Below are 15,635 nucleotides of genomic sequence, written 5' to 3' on the forward strand. Positions count from 1 at the left end.
TCACGGGCACCACCGACGATGCCCTGCCGAACCTGGGTGCCGTCGCCAACGGCGGCAGCTCCAACGACACCACGCCGACGCTCTCCGGTACGGCTGCGGCCAATACGGTGGTCCTGGTCTTCGACGGTTCGCTGCTGCTGGGCAGCACCACCTCGAATGCGTCGGGTCTCTGGACCTTCACGCCCACGAACGCCATCGCCAACGGCGCGCACAGCTTCACGGCGGTCACGACCGATACGGCAGGCAATGTCAGCGCGGCGTCCAACAGCTACGGCATGACGGTGGACACCGTGGCGCCGACCCAGACCGTCGCTTTCACTTCGCTGACCACGGATACCGGCACTCAGGGTGACTGGAGCACGCAGGACACTTCGCCGACGATCGGTGGCACGCTCAGCGCGACGCTCGGCGTGGGTGAGCGGGTGCAAGTCCAGGTCGACGGCGGGAACTGGGTCAACGTTACCGCCTCGGGCACGACATGGTTCTACGGTGCGGGGACGCTGACCGTCGGATCGCACACCGTGCTCGCCCGCGTGATCGATGCGGCGGGCAATATCGGTCCCAGTACCTCGCAGGCCGTGGCCATTACCGCGATTCCACAGCAGGCGCCCGTGGTGCAGTCCTCGGGCACGTCGCTTCTGGGTCTGGTGGGGGTCGAGGCGCTGGGCCTCATCGATCTCAGAACGCAGTCGCTGACCGCCTACGATCCGAACAACAATCTCAGAAGCGTGCAGGTGCGCTATGCGCCGCTGCTGGCCCTCAGCCTCGGCGCCTACACCCTGACCGCATCCTCCGCGCTGGCTGCCGAACTGGGGCTCCAGATCAGCATCAGCAACACGGCGGGCCTGCTCGGTATCATCGCGCCGACATCGACGTTGACGATCACCGCGATCGGCGGCGGTACGATCGACAACCTGGCGATCAACGAACTGCTCAACACGGTCCATTTCCAGCAGAACGTCTCGCTGCTGGGCGTGGATCTGCTGAACTCGGTATCGATCACCGCCACGGACAGCACCAACCTTTCGTCCACGGCGTCGACGGGAACCCTGCTCGATCTCAGCTTGCTGAACGCGAGTGGGTCGCCGAACGTGATCGAAGGGGACGGTCTCGCCAATGTTCTCAACGGGACTGCCGGGAATGACCGCCTCTATGGCCACGCCGGAAATGACACGCTGAACGGTGGCGACGGCAATGATTTCCTGCGCGGCGGCGCTGGAGCCGATACCCTCAACGGCGGGGCCGGAAACGACACGCTGGTCTACGATTCCGCCGATATCCTGATCGATGGAGGAACCGGAACGGATACACTTCTGATCGACAGCGGCACTGGCCTGGTGCTGGACTTGGGCACAGCCACCAACATTCGCAATATCGAGATTATCGATCTCGGCATGGGGGATAGTGGTCGGCAGATAAATCTCACGGAGGCAGGTGTTATCCGTGCGACGGAAAGTGCCCATCAACTGACGATAAATGGTGATGCAAAAGATACCGTGAATATGGTGGGTGCGGTATTTCAGGGGCAGTCGCTCATAAATGGGGAGGCGTATAACCATTATTCGTTAGGTTCTACAGATATATATGTAGACCATCCGGTTATGGTGGTTGTATAAGGCTAACTCCTTTGAATGATACTATCATAAAAGGGGTTGCATGGCGTTTGCGGAGTGGAGGTTCGCCGGGGCGGTGGGTATTGCCGCCCTGGGTATAATGGGAAGCCGAGGTCACGCAGAGGATCGGAATGAGAGGCAAGCAATAACCGCTACCGGGGAATTACCTCCGATCCGGCGGCAATTGACGGAACCATTACCTGCTTCGTCGGGGGCGGCAATGCCGCCGCCAGACATGACCGGGCAGGCGGGGGGACGGAGCGACGCGCAGCAGGCGGATGAGCTGCAGGTTCCGGCGCAACTCGATCTTTCCGATGCTGTCGTGCTCACGCTGATGCGCCACCCGGAAGTCGCGCGGGCCAATGCCGCTCTGGCGCGGGGCCGGGCCGATCTGGGGGCCGCCAAATCGGTCTGGACGCCGCAGGTGGGCTATCAGGCCAATATCGGGCCGAACATGCTGTCCGGGCGCAACACCTCCGGCCTCAACGAGAACATGGCCGGTCCCAGCATCTATCTCCAGCAGCAGGTCTGGGACTTCGGCCGCTCGAAGGGAGAGATCGGCGCGGCTCGCTCGACCATGCGCCAGCGGCGCTACGAACTGGAATCCGTGGCCGATCAACTGGCCGAGCAGGGCGCCGTCGCTTTCCTCCAGGTCAAGCGCTACGAACTGCTGTCGGTCGAGGCGAAGAAGCAGGTCGAGGAACTGGAGCGCCTGCGTCACCTGATCGGCCTCCGCGTCAATGCCGGGGTTTCCGACAAGTCCGATCTCATGCTCGCCGATGTCCGCGTGGAAAGCGCAAGGGGCGAGGCGATCCAGGCGGAAACCGCGCTGGCGGTGGCGCAGTCCACCTTGCTCAACCTGATCGGCGACCTGCCGCTGGCCTACACCGATCCCGGCGCCCAGATATCGCGTTTCGAAACCGGCGACGACGAACCCGACTACGAGAAGCTGCCCGCTGTCGTCGCTTCCGAAGAAGCCGAGCATGCGGCTGCGGCTAAGATCGGCCAGGCCAAGGGGGAGCGCTATCCTCGCCTCGGCCTCCAGCTTGGCTATACGCGCAACAACTATACCTACAACACGCGCGACAATTCGTTCTCCGGTATGGTTACGGTGACCGGCAATCTCTACCGCCGCAGCGACCACTACGTGATCGAGGCTGCCCAGGAAGATCGCCGCGCCGCCGAGGCGGTCAAGGACAGCACCGTATTGGAAGCGCGCGGCAAGGCGCTCACGGCGCGGCAGGAGATCCGTGCCGGACGCGCGCGGATTTCGGCCTACACGCTTCAGGAACGACAGGCGGTGACCGCCAGCCGGATATTCTTCGAGGAGTACAAGCTCGGCAAACGCACGCTGACCGAGCTGCTCAACACCCAACTCGAAATCTACCGCGCGGCGAGCGCCCGTATCGTCGCGGAGTACGACATCATGGAAGCGCGCGTCCGCTTCGAGAACGTGAGCGGAACCTTGCGGCCCTCGCTCGGCCTGCCCGCCCGCCTGCGTGAGGAGGAAGACTTCGATGGCTGATATTGGCGAGGCGCTCCATGCCCCCTGGACGGCAGCGGTGGCCGCGCTCGGCACCCTCAAGGGGGTGCCGGTGGGCGCACAGGAACTGACGAACCGGCTCTACTGGTCGGAAGGGCAGGATGCCGAAAAGACGCTGATCCACGCGGCAAGGCTGTCCGGTCTCGAGTTCCAGATCGTGGCCATGCGTCTCGACGACGTGCCCCAGATCCTGCTGCCGGCCATTGTCGAACTGAACGACGACGGCGCCGCGATCCTCCACGCCCGCGATGCCCGCAGCGTGCGCGTGTCGATGCCGGGCATGCGACAGGATGCTCTCGTCGAAATTCCGATCGACGTGTTCCGGGAGCGGGCCACGGGCCGGGTCGGCTTCGTGGAGCCACTGTCCACGCGTTCGCGCGATGCCCGGCTGGACGAGTTCCTGCGGGCGCCGTCGCGGTCCTGGCTGTGGGATATCATCATGGCCGACCGGCGCGGCTATGGCGAAGTGATGCTCGGTTCGGTCTTCGGCAATCTGCTGACGTTCGCGACCTCGCTCTTTGCCATGCAGGTCTGGGACCGGGTGATCCCCGCGCAGTCGATCCCGACACTCTGGGTTCTGGCGCTCGGAACCGGAATGGCGCTGACGCTCGAACTCCTGCTGCGAACCGCGCGTGTGCAACTCGTCGACCGCATCGGTCGGCGGGCGGACATGGCGATTTCCTCGCGTATTTTCGCCCGTGCGCTGGATATTCGCAACGATGCCCGCCCGCGTTCGACCGGCGCGCTGATCGCGCAGCTCCGCGATGTGGAGCAGATCCGCGAGATGCTGACGTCCACGACGGTATCGGCGCTGATCGACCTGCCTTTCATCGGCCTGTTCCTGGTGCTTTTCGCGTTCCTTGCCGGGCAGCTCACTTTCGTGCTGATCGCTGCTGCGGCCCTGATCGTGCTGCCGGGCTTGCTGCTCCAGCGTCCGCTCGCCCGCCTGGCGACCGAGGGGATGCGCGAAGGCGCCTTGCGCAATGCGATCCTAGTCGAATCCATCGAGCGCATCGACGAAATCAAGTCGGCCCAGGCCGAGGCGCGTTTCCAGTCGCTCTGGGAACGCCTGACCCTTGCCGGAACCCGCGTCGGCGCCGAGCAGCGCTTCCTCTCGGCCCTGTTCGTCAACTGGACCCAGACGCTCCAGCAGCTTGCCTATACGGCGGTGGTCGTGGCGGGCGCCTTCAAGGTCATGGAAGGCGACATGACGATGGGCGCGCTGATCGCCTGTTCGATCCTGACCAGCCGCGCGCTCGTGCTCTTCGTGCCGTTCGGTCAGATATTCACGCGCTGGCAGAACGCCAAAGTCGCGATGACCGGGCTAGAGGACCTGTTCGCCAAGCCGGTGGACCACGATCCCGAGCGGGGACTGTTGCGCCGAGCCGCGCTCAAAGGCTACTACGAGATCAAGGACCTTACCTATGCCTACGATCCGGAAGGCCCGCTGGCGCTGAAGGTCGATCGCCTGTCGATCCATGCGGGAGAGCGGGTGGCGCTGCTCGGCCGGATCGGGGCGGGCAAGTCCACGCTGCTGCGATTGCTGTCCGGGCTGGCCTGGCCCACCACCGGCGAGGTGCTGCTGGACGGGACCAACCTGACGCTGATCAACCCGGTCGATCTGCGCCGCGACACCGCCTATCTGGGGCAGGGGGCGCAGCTCTTCCTGGGCACCATCCGCGAGAACCTGATGATCGGCGCTCCCGGCGTCAGCGACGAGCAGATCATCCACGCCCTGGCGGTGACGGGCGGGCTGCCGCTCGTGCAGAACCAGCCGCAGGGTCTCGACCTCCTGTTACAGGAAGGCGGGGTAGGGCTTTCGGGCGGTCAGCGTCAGACCCTGCTGCTGACCCGCGCCCTGCTGCGCAACAGCAATATCCTCCTGCTCGACGAACCGTCCGCACCGCTCGACGATATCAGTGAGCGAGGGTTGGTCGCCAACCTCGGGCAATGGCTGCGCGGGCGGACGCTGGTGGTCACGACCAACAGGCCGGGGCTGCTGGATCTGGTCGACCGCGTGGTCGTGATCGATTCCGGGCGCATCGCGCTCGATGGGCCGAAGGACAAGGTACTGGCCGCGCTGGCCGGACCTGCCGGTATCCGGGAGAAGCGGGCATGAGCGGCGGTGCAGGGATGGCTGTCGCACCGGGCAGCAGTCTGCTGGAAGGTATCGGCGGCGAGGAAGACAGCCGCTGGCTGCGCACTGTCGGGCGGCTGCGGATCATTCCGATCCTCTCGGTCGGGATCCTCGCGTTTCTGGTCTGGAGCTATTTCGGGGTGCTGGACGAAGTCGCTGTGGGTACCGGCAAAGTCACCCCGCCATCACGTTCGCAAGTGATTCAGAGCCTCGAAGGCGGCATCGTCAACGGCATCTTCGTGCACGAGGGCGATATCGTCAAACCGCGCGAGCGGCTGGCGTCCCTCGATCGCGCCCGCTTCAGTTCGATGCTTGGCGAGGCGGAAGCCAAGGCGCGGGCCTTGGAAGCCACGGCTGCCCGTCTGGAAGCGGAGATCAACGGCGGCAATCCGAACTTCCCGCAGGCGGTGCGGGAGACGCCGGGATTGATGGCGCGCGAGATGGAGCTGATGCACTCGCGTAGGCAGAACCTCGATGTCGCCACGGCCAGCTTGCGCCAATCACTGGCCCTGACCCGGCGGCAACTCGCGATGACCGAACCGCTGGTCGAGCTGGGCGCGGCCAATCAGGTGGAGATCATCCAGCTGCGCCGCCAGGAGAACGAAATCCAGGCAAAGCTCGATTCCCTGCGCAACCAGTATGTGATCGATGCCAGCGCCGACTATGCCAAGGCGCGGGCCGAACTGGACCAGACCGTGCAGGTCATCGGCGGCCGCCGCGACCAGCTCGACCGTACGGTGCTCTACTCGCCGGTTCGCGGGATCGTGAAGAATCTGGAAGTGACGACGATCGGCGGGGTGATCCAGCCTGGCGGCTCGCTGATGGAGATCGTGCCGTTGGAGGACCAACTGCTGATCGAGGCGCGGCTCTCGCCCCGCGACATCGCCTTCATCCGACCGGGCCAGCCCGCCACCGTGAAGATCACGGCCTACGATCCCTCGATCTACGGGACGCTCGCCGGGACCGTCGATCGCATCTCGCCCGACACCTTGCAGGATGAAGTGCATCGCGATCAGGTCTATTACCGCGTCTATGTACGGACCCAGCGCTCGACTTTGCGGACGAAGAACGGGCATGAGTATGCGATCATGCCGGGCATGGTCTCGACCGTGGAGATCAGGACCGGTCGCAAGACGATCCTGCAATATCTGATGAAGCCCATCAACAAGGCCAAGGAGGCCATGCGCGAGCGGTAAAGGCTCAGACGCGCTGGCAGGTCGATGTCGGGACCTTCCCGCTGGCCTTGGTCAATTTGGCATGGACGCGGGCCAGGAAGGAGCGGGTGCGTGCCTTCGGCTCCGGATCGTCGCAGCAGGTGATCTTCCAGCTCCGGGCGCGGACGTCTGCCGGCTCCCCGGCGAGCAGGCGGTTGCGGTCGCCCACGGTTTCCATCGAGGCCTCGCCGGTGTTGCAGATGTCGTCGGCTCTCGCCACGGCGCTGCCGCCACCCGGAGAACCTCCCCCGCCGCGTCCGCCACCCCCGGCTCCTCCACCGCCGCCGCCGCCGCCGCCTCCGCCGCTTCCGCCGCCGCTGCTCCCACCTCCATTGCCGCCGCCACCGCCGGATTTGGCGATTGCGGGAGAGGCCAGTGAAGTGGAAAGGAGCATGGTCATGGTCGGCGGCACCAGCAGGGAGTATTTCCCGCAGGCCGCAAGAAAGGAGCGACGGTCGCTTTCCCCTTGCGATCCGGTGAAGACTTCGGGCTTTTCCATGACTTGCCTCCGCATCCTGCCCCTGCCTAGAAAGTACAGGAACGCCGTTCAGAGGTAAGTCGCTCTTGAGAGTGGCCCGTGCTTCTCCTGAAGTTCGGCGAGCTACGCCGAATGGTCCCGATCGCTAATACGCTTGTACAAAAGGACTTCCGGGCAGCTTAGGGAAAATTCACCATTGGCGCCGCCGCTCCCCCGCCTAACGGGTGGTTCCAGGCAAATGGGTAGGAATGTCAGGCGGTTTCGGGCTGGGGCCGCAGGTTCGTCGAACGGAGCAGTTCCAGCAGGCGCCGTGCGATCTCGCGCTCACCCATCACCACATGGTCGGCGCCGATGCGGGTGAGGTGATCGACTTCCTCGTCCGAGTGCGCACGGGCCAGGATCTGTATGGCGGGATTGAGCTGACGTGCGCGCTGGGCGATCACGCCCGCTTCGAAGCCTTCGGGAATGGCGATCATCAGCCGGGTTGCATCTCTGACGCCAGCTTCGTCGAGAATGTCCTCGCTGGAGGCGTTGCCGGCAACCACCTCATGGCCTTTCTCTCGCGCGCGCTGGACGAGATCGGGACGCTCCTCGACGACGACGAGGTTGCTGAGATTGCCCGTCATGCCCTCGGTCACCAGCCTGCCGACACGGCCGTAGCCGATCAGGACGAGCCGCTCGCCGGGTTTCGGTATCGCCCCAGCCTCGCGGCGTTCGCGTTCGGCGGCGGCCACGGATTTGACAAGGCTGTGCCGTCCGGCGAGCCAGCGGAAGATGAGCGGGTTGAGGAAGATCGAGAAGATCGCGCCTGCCAGGATCAGGTCGCGGCCCTCTTCGGGCAGGACCTTGAGCTGGACGCCGAGCGCCGCGAGCATGAACGAGAACTCGCCGATCTGGGCGAGGCTGGCGGCGACGGCCAGCGCCGTCGGCGTCGGATGGCCGAAGAGCCGCACGATCGCGACGGCGGCCAGCGACTTGCCGACGATCACGATGAGCACGGTGGCGAGCACCGCTCCGGCATTTTCGACCACGACCGAGGGATCGAACAGCATGCCCACCGACACGAAGAACAGCACCGCGAAAGCATCTCGAAGCGGCAGGGTTTCCTCGGCGGCGCGGCGGCTGAGCTGCTTTTCGCCCATGACCATGCCCGCGAAGAAGGCGCCGAGCGCAAAGGATACGTCGAAAACATAGGCCGCGCCGAAAGCCACGCCCAAGGCTATCGCCAGCACGGCAAGGCGGAACAGTTCGCGCGAGCCGGTATGCGCGGCCCAGTGCAGCGCGGCGGGGATCACGCGCTTGCCGACGATCAGCATCAGCGCGATGAAGCCGCCGACTTTGGCCAGCGTCAGCCCGATGGTCCAGGCCAGTTCCACGCCCGATTGCGCGCGTCCGTTCGCCAGGCCCGCAAGCGCGGGCAGGAGCACGAGGACGAGGACCATGGCAAGGTCCTCGACGATCAGCCAGCCGACCGCGATCCGGCCACGCTCGGTATCTATCAGGTTGCCGACCTGAAGCGCTCTCAGCAGCACCACCGTGCTCGCCACCGATAGGGCAAGGCCGAAGATCAGGCCCCCCGCCATGCTCCAGCCGAGCCAGGCGGCAAGACCGGCGCCCATGGCCGTGGCGATCGCGATCTGGAGCACCGCGCCGGGTACGGCGATGTTCTTGACCGAAAGCAGGTCCTTGACCGAAAAATGCAGGCCGACGCCGAACATCAACAGGATCACGCCCAGTTCCGCCAGTTCGTTGGCAAGGGCGCTGTCGGCAACGATGCCGGGCGTGAAGGGACCGACCAAAACGCCCGCGAAAAGATAGCCCGCCACCGGCGAAATTCTCAGGCGATGGGCGAGGGCGCCCATGACGAAGGCGACGACCAGGCCGGCAACGACCGTTCCGACGAGAGGCGTGGTATGCGGCAAACGAAACTCCCGTTCGGAACTTGGTCGGCATAAGCAATGCCGACGGTTCGTTCACTCCAGGGTGATGACGAAGAGGACCGCAAAGCCCGCCGCTGCCATCGATACGACCAGCAACAGCGGCAGCATCCACCCCGGAGCTATACTACGCTTACGGACCATTGCCGGTTCCTTTCCGCCTGCGTCGATGCGCCATCATGCTCCGGGAATGCGTTCTCGTTCGTGACCCTTGTGTTTCAGTATGTTTCCAAATACCCAGTTTGTTCAATAGATATCGCGGCGGTACTGACCCATTTCGGCCATGTCCTCCAGCCGCTCGTCCCCGAGCGCCGCGCGCAGTGCCGCATCGACGGCCGGGGCCATGCCCTGGAGGCTGCCGCAGACCAGGATCGCGGCGCCATGCTCGACCCAGTCGCGGAGGTCCGCTTCGGCTTCGGCGAGCAGGTGCTGGACGTAGCGGCCGCAATCGGCATCGCGTGACCAGGCCCGATCGAGGCGGGTGAGGGTGCCGCTCGCCAGCCATCCGTCGATCTCTTCGGCAAGCAGGGCGTCGTGGGCTTGACTGCGCTCGCCGAACAGCAGCCAGTGGCCACCGTGCCCGGCTCTCTCGGCGGCGCGCAAGTGGCCGCGCAGGCCCGCGAGGCCGGTGCCGTTGCCGATCAGGATGAGCCGTTCGGCTTCGGCGGGGGCATGGAAGCCCTCGTTCGGGTGCAGGCGGAGTGCGATCTCGCTGCCGAGCGGCGCAAAGTCCGTCAGCCAGCCCGAGCCGAGGCCCAGGGTGCCGTCGGTCCGCGAGACCTGCCGGATCAGCAGGTCCAGGCGGCCGTCGTCGGGGATCGAGGCGATGGAATATTCGCGGTGCGGCAGCGGACGCAGTGCTGCGAGCAGGTCTTCGCCGCTTGCGACCGGATGGTCCGGGATCAGTGCCAGTGCGAGGTGTTCGGCAAGCGGCCGTCCCTCGATCATTTCACCACCACTCAGCCCGCAGTGGGCGAGATAGGCGGCGACGCGGGCCGGATCGTTAGCGCCGGGCAGGACTTCGGCGATGTCACCGGCCTGCCAGTCGCAGGCGGAACCGTCACAGGGTTCCAGACTGACCAGGAAGGCCGGTCCCCCGGCGCTGCCCGGATTGAGCAGGCGGCGTTCGGCAAGGCGCCAGCGTTCGTAGGCGGCAGGCTCCCAGTCCGGCAGATCCGGTTCGGCGCCGAGTGCGGCAAGCTGCTGCTGCCACTGGCGTTGGGCATCGCCGTCGTCGCCGTCGACCTCGATCATGTCGAACATGCGGCGGGCGCCACCGGCATGGAGCCAGTGATCCACCGAATGGCCGAATGCGCAGAATTCGGGGTATTCGCGGTCGCCGAGTGCCAGAACGGCATATTCGAGGTGATCCGCGCCCGGCGGCGTCGCCATGACCTGCCGCGCGAAACGGCGGGCGGGGTCCGGCGGCTCGCCCTCGCCATACGTGCTGACCACGAAGAGCGCGCGATCGACTTCGGACAGCACGCCGTCATCCACGGCGGAGAGCGGCATCACCCGGGCGCCGCCAAGCGCTGCGGCAGTCTGGCGGGCGAGGCGTTCGGCACCGCCGGTCTGGCTGGCGAAGGCCACGAGCAAGTCGCCGGTGGTGTCCATGGCCGTATCTGCCGGCTCCTGCGCTGCGACGGCGGCGAGCGCGCGCTTGCGCTTGCGGCGGGCCAGATAGAGCAGCAGGCCGGTGACGGTGAAGAGAGGCATCGCCAGGCTGGTGAGCAGCAGCAGGATGCGTCCGCCGATGCCGAAGAAGGCGCCGCGATGTATTTCATACATGCTGGTGGTGATGACCTTGCCGATCTTGCGGTCGGCATAGCGGTCGGCCTTGAGCAGCTTGCCGCTGGCGAGGTCCACCTTGAGGTTGTCGGTCATGCGGTCGTGGCGGGCGCCGGCCAGCAGGACACGGAAGCTCGCAGGTTCGTGGCCCTCGGGCAGGGTGACGGAAATCGACTTGTAGCTGCCGTCCATCGCGGTCAGGACGGTCGGCCAGGCACGCGCAAGGCCCGGGCTTTTAGCGGTCTCCGTTTCGGCGGGCTTTTCGCCGTGCTTTCCTCCGCCATGCCCGCCTTCTTCGCGACTGGTCGTGCCGGTGAGCGTGTAGAGCACGCCTTGCCGATACCAGTCGTAGGACCACCAGAGGCCGGTCAGCGCGCTGAGCAGGTAGACGAGGGCAACCCAGCCGCCGATCACCACATGGAGCGCGCGATAGAGATTTCGTCCGCTTTTCCGCAAGTCGAGCACGAGCCACGAGCGCCAGTCGAACGTGCGGCGCGGCCAGCGCAAGTAGAGACCCGAGATGGCGAAGAACACCAGGGCGATCGCGGAAAATCCGGTGATCTGGCGGCCCAGGCCGTTCGGACCACCCGGAAGGGCGAGCCAGCGGTGCAGTTCGCGGATCGTCTGGAAAAAGCCTGCGCCGGTGGGCTGTCCAAGAAGCATGCCGCTGCGGGGATCGACATAGCTGCGCTCCCCGCGCCGCTCTCCTTCCTTCGCTGCGAACTGCACGGTCCAGGCGGCCCGGGGATCGCTGTCGACGGTCAGGCCCTCGACCGCAAGGCCGGGACGCTGGGCCGAAGCGCGGGCGATCACTTCATCGGGCGAGAGCGGGGCGCCGGTTCCCGGTGCAAGCGTGACTACGCCCGGGCTGATGGCGCGCATGATCTCGTTCTCGAAGCTCATCGTCGCGCCGGTGAAGCCCATCAGGGCGAGCACGAAGCCCGCCGTGATGCCCAGGAACCAGTGGATCTGAAATAGGACTTGCCGCGTCACGTGTCGCTTCCCGAATTCCGATGGCGCGACCGATGCTGCTTGCGCGCCCTAAAGAATGGTTCGGCTAATGAGATCAAGTTGCAATAGCAATGGGCAATTCGCTCGTTTGCCGAGCCAGGGGCAGGCGGATTTGCTTTTTCGGGTGATCTTGAATGAAATGCCCCGCCTTATATGCGGGGCAATCAATGTACTAAAATTAGAGACTTGTAGAAATATCCTCAGGCTGAAATGAGGTTAGACTCGCGCTCCTTCGCGAGTTCGACGACATCGGTGGCAAGCCGGTCAACCTGGTCAGGATCGGCATCCCAGGCGAACATGAAGCGTGCGCCGCCGCCGATGAACGTGTAGAACCGCCAGCCGCGGGTTCGCAGTCCGTCCAGTACCTGCTCGGGCGTAGCGAGAAACACCGCGTTGGCCTCTACCGGGAAAATCAGTTCCAGCCCTTCGACGCTGGATACGGCATCGGCAAGGCGCCGGGCGCAGCGATTGGCGTGGCGGGCGTTGTTCAGCCAGGCGCCGCTCTCCAGCACGCCGATCCACGGCGCGGAGAGGAAGCGCATCTTCGACGCGAGCTGGCCCGCTTGCTTACAGCGATAGGAGAAGTCCTCGGAAAGAGCGCGGTCGAAGAAGATCACCGCCTCGCCCACGGCCATGCCGTTTTTGGTGCCGCCGAAGCAGAGCACGTCCACTCCCGCCTGCCAGGTGATCTCCGCCGGGGTGCAATCGAGTGCGGCGCAGGCATGGGCGAAGCGGGCGCCGTCCATATGCAGCTTCAGGCCCAGTTCGCGACAGGTCGCCGAAATCGCCTCGATCTCGGCCACGCTGTAGACTTGGCCGGTCTCGGTCGGCTGGGTGATCGTGACCACGCGGGGCTTGGGGAAGTGGATGTCCGAACGGCCGACCGCCAGCGTGCGGATGGCCTCGGGCGTGAGCTTGCCGTCCGGGCTCTGGGAGACGAGGAGCTTGGAGCCGTTCGAGAAGAACTCCGGGGCGCCGCATTCGTCGGTCTCGACATGGGCTGAGGATGAGCAGATAACAGAATGATAAGATTGGCAAAGTGCTGCCAGTGCCAGCGAGTTGGCGGCGGTGCCGTTGAAGGCGAAGTAGACGTCGCAATCGGTGGCGAACAGCGTGCGGAAGGCATCGGCGGCGCGCAGGGTCCATTCGTCCTCGCCATAGGCGGTGGCCGAACCCTGGTTGGCAAGTTCCATCGCCGACCAGGCTTCGGGGCAGATCCCGGCATAGTTGTCGCTGGCGAATTGTTGGGTCGGCTGGAGATCGGGCATGCGGTATTCCTTCAAGGCTCGAACGAGCCGGAAGCGAACGACGGCGATGCAACTGGAAGACCCGATTGTTGCCGGTCCGGCCACATCCCTTCGCATGTCTGCGAAGGTACCACCTTGCTCGGGAGCAGGTTGGTGCCGGGCGCGATCCCGACTCTTGATGCTGGGCCGGTCTCTAGGCCTTCCCCCCGAATTCGTCAATCGGGGGCAGACGCATATCCTTTTGCCCCGCGCGATAGCAGGAAGGCTGACTCGACGGAATTGCAGCAGCTTCGTAGATTTTTCCGACGCTTCCGGTCGTCATTGCCGGAGGGCGCGAGGACACGAAGAACACATGGGGCGGACTTTCGATGCGACGGCATCCGGCCTGAGCCGGGCACGGAACGTACTGCTGATTACCGATCCCAATCGGCTGATCAGCTATGGCCGACTGGTCACGGCGGTCTTCGCGGTCATCGCCATCTACCTGGATCCCACCCAGCCCGTTCGCTATCGGACCGAAGCGCACGACGTGCTGGCGGTCTACCTCGTCCTGGCGATCCTGCTGGTGGCGCTGCCGATCCGGCGACCGGTGGACAGTCTCGTCCATTTCGCCGTCCATGCGCTCGACACCGCGATCCTCGGCTGGCTGGCCTTCCTGACCAACGAACTCACCAGCCCGTTCTTCTCGTTCCTGCCGTTCACCCTGCTGGCGATGACGGTGCGCTGGGGCTTCACGGGCGCCATGGTCGGGGCGGTCATGCTGGAAGTGGTGCTGTTCACGATCGGCATTCCCGACATTCTCGACGGCGAGTCCGAACTGAACGTCCTCATCATCCGCACCGTCTACTTCATCGTCTGCGCGGTCATGCTCGGCTACTTCGGCGCCTATCGCGAGAGCAGCCGCGAGCGGCTGACGCGGCTGGCGAGCTGGCCGATGGATGCCGGGGTCGGCGACCGGCGCGGCTGGCTGGCCGAGCTTTGCGGTCATTCCGGAGCGGTGACCGGTTGCGACAGTCTGATCCTGATCTGGCGCGAGCAGGACGAACCGACCGGGTTCATCGCCTATTGGCGCCGCGAAGGGCTGCGGCTCCTGCCGCTCGACCCTGCGACCTATCGCAGTGTCTTCGCCGAAGCGCGGCTCGATTTCATGGACCGCACCCGTGCCAGCCTTCTCGATTCCGAGGAGATGGCGGGGCTGAACCATGTGCTTGATGCGCTGGATTTGCCCCGTCCCCGCTCGCACGACTATGCCGTGCGCTCGGGCTTTTCCGGACTGCGCTTTCGCGGTGCGATGATCGTGGTCGACCCGGACGGGCGGCCCGAGGATGCGCTGGCGCTTACCGAAATCATCGCCGCCCGCACGGGGTCCGAACTGGAACATGTCGAACTCGTCGCGCGGCGGGCAGACAGCGCGCGGGCGGAGGAACGTACCCGTCTGGGGCAGGATCTTCACGACAGCGTCCTCCAGGACCTGACCGCGACGAGCCTGAAGCTGCGGACCCTGGCCGCGCGTGAGCCGGAAATGGCGCAGGACCTCAGGGCCATCGAGGAACTCGTCACCGAGCAGCAGCGCCGCATCCGCCGCTTCGTCGAGAAGCAGCGCGATGTCGATGCCGACCAGCCGACCGACATGGTGGCGGACTTGCGGCGGCAGGCCGACCTGCTCCAGAAGACCTGGGGCGTCACCGTCGCTTTCGACTGGCATGGCCGCTCGACGCAATTGCCGCGCAATCTCGTGCAGGAAGTGATCGCGCTGTTCTCCGAGGCGACCGCCAATGCGGTACGCCACGGCGCTGCCACCCGTGTGGCGCTGGAGGCTCGCCGGGTCGGCAGCGCGCTTGAACTCGGCGTGGCGGACAACGGGCGCGGCCTCGGCGCGGCGGCGAACGGCAGGGGGTCGGTATCCCTGCGCAGCCGGGCCATGCAACTCGGCGGTTCGATCGCCGTTGATGACAGCGCGGACGGCCTGCGCGTCACCATGGTCATCCCGCTGGAGGTTGCGGCATGAGCCTCACCGAACTTCAGACTTGCCGCGTTCTCGTCGCCGACGATCATCCGCTGCTGCTGCGCGGCTTGGCCGACCTGCTCCAGGCGACGGGCGAGATCGACCTCGTCGAAGCCACCGGCAGCGGCACCCGCGCGCTCGCGGTTATCCGTGAGAGGCGGCCCGACGTTGCCGTTCTCGATGTGTCGATGCCGGATGTCGGCGGGCTGGCGATCCTGCGGGCGATCCGCGAAGGCGGCTGGCCGGTGCGCGTGATCTTCCTTTCCGCGACGATGACGGGGCGGCAGATCGCCGAGGCTATCGGGTTGGGGGTCTGGGGCCTGCTGCTCAAGGACTATGCGGCGGATTCGCTGCTCGATTGCCTGCGGCAGGTCGTGGCCGGTCGCAAGTGGCTGCCGGAAGACCTCGTGGCGAAAGCCCGGCGTGGCGGTGGCGTCGATATAGGCGGCGAGATCGCCGGCCTTACCCCGCGTGAGAAGGAGATCAGCGCGCTGGTCTGTCGGGGCTTCTCCAACAAGGCCATTGCCGGAATGGTGGGATCGACCGAGGGAACGGTGAGCATCCACCTTCACAACATCTACCGCAAGCTCGACATTTCGAGCCGCACCACCTTGGCGACGCTCTTCGTGAAGTACCAGTCCCAGATCAGCGAAAACGACTGA

Annotated in this window: 10 protein-coding genes and 1 riboswitch; of the genes, 6 read left to right on the plus strand and 4 right to left on the minus strand. The window is 65.5% G+C overall.

Features of this window, described 5'->3' with window-relative positions:
- The 4 genes from V7066_RS00005 to V7066_RS00020 form a co-directional block, all read left to right on the plus strand.
- Positions 1-1,616 (plus strand): Ig-like domain-containing protein (locus V7066_RS00005; protein ID WP_334181195.1); only part of this gene is annotated, 1,616 nt, incomplete at its 5' end.
- Positions 1,617-1,833: 217 nt separating this feature from the next.
- The gene (locus V7066_RS00010; protein WP_334181196.1) at positions 1,834-3,138 is read left to right on the plus strand and encodes a TolC family protein; all 1,305 of its coding nucleotides are present in this window, start codon (positions 1,834-1,836) and stop codon (positions 3,136-3,138) included.
- Complete coding sequence (locus V7066_RS00015) at positions 3,131-5,275, plus strand: type I secretion system permease/ATPase (RefSeq protein ID WP_334181197.1); 2,145 nt, start codon at positions 3,131-3,133, stop codon at positions 5,273-5,275. Before V7066_RS00010 ends, V7066_RS00015 begins: the two co-directional genes overlap by 8 nt.
- Positions 5,272-6,489 (plus strand): HlyD family type I secretion periplasmic adaptor subunit, encoded by a 1,218-nt coding sequence (locus V7066_RS00020; RefSeq protein ID WP_334181198.1) that lies wholly within the window; start codon positions 5,272-5,274, stop codon positions 6,487-6,489. The genes V7066_RS00015 and V7066_RS00020 overlap by 4 nt, the downstream gene beginning before the upstream one ends.
- Positions 6,490-6,493: 4 nt before the next feature.
- Here the strand turns inward: V7066_RS00020 and V7066_RS00025 are convergent, their stop codons facing one another.
- The 4 genes from V7066_RS00025 to V7066_RS00040 form a co-directional block, all read right to left on the minus strand.
- Positions 6,494-7,006, minus strand: coding sequence for a hypothetical protein (locus V7066_RS00025; RefSeq protein WP_334181199.1), 513 nt, complete (start codon positions 7,004-7,006; stop codon positions 6,494-6,496).
- Between the two features lie 230 nt (positions 7,007-7,236).
- Positions 7,237-8,907: a YbaL family putative K(+) efflux transporter gene (ybaL, locus tag V7066_RS00030; RefSeq protein ID WP_334181200.1), complete on the minus strand. Its 1,671-nt coding sequence runs from the start codon at positions 8,905-8,907 to the stop codon at positions 7,237-7,239.
- A gap of 261 nt (positions 8,908-9,168) precedes the next feature.
- Positions 9,169-11,703: a sulfite reductase flavoprotein subunit alpha gene (locus tag V7066_RS00035; protein WP_334181201.1), complete on the minus strand. Its 2,535-nt coding sequence runs from the start codon at positions 11,701-11,703 to the stop codon at positions 9,169-9,171.
- 218 nt (positions 11,704-11,921) lie between these two features.
- On the minus strand, positions 11,922-12,989 hold the full coding sequence (locus tag V7066_RS00040) for a threonine aldolase family protein (RefSeq protein WP_334181202.1): 1,068 nt from the start codon (positions 12,987-12,989) through the stop codon (positions 11,922-11,924).
- Positions 12,990-13,044: 55 nt separating this feature from the next.
- Positions 13,045-13,155: riboswitch (SAM-I-IV-variant riboswitch) on the minus strand.
- Between the two features lie 165 nt (positions 13,156-13,320).
- On the opposite strand from V7066_RS00040, the gene V7066_RS00045 reads away from it, so the two are divergent.
- Together V7066_RS00045 and V7066_RS00050 are read left to right on the plus strand one after the other, a co-directional pair.
- Complete coding sequence (locus V7066_RS00045) at positions 13,321-14,976, plus strand: sensor histidine kinase (RefSeq protein ID WP_334181203.1); 1,656 nt, start codon at positions 13,321-13,323, stop codon at positions 14,974-14,976.
- Positions 14,973-15,635: a response regulator transcription factor gene (locus V7066_RS00050; RefSeq protein WP_334181204.1), complete on the plus strand. Its 663-nt coding sequence runs from the start codon at positions 14,973-14,975 to the stop codon at positions 15,633-15,635. The genes V7066_RS00045 and V7066_RS00050 overlap by 4 nt, the downstream gene beginning before the upstream one ends.

This window comes from Novosphingobium sp. (assembly GCF_036820275.1).
Classification (GTDB): Bacteria; Pseudomonadota; Alphaproteobacteria; order Sphingomonadales; family Sphingomonadaceae; genus Novosphingobium.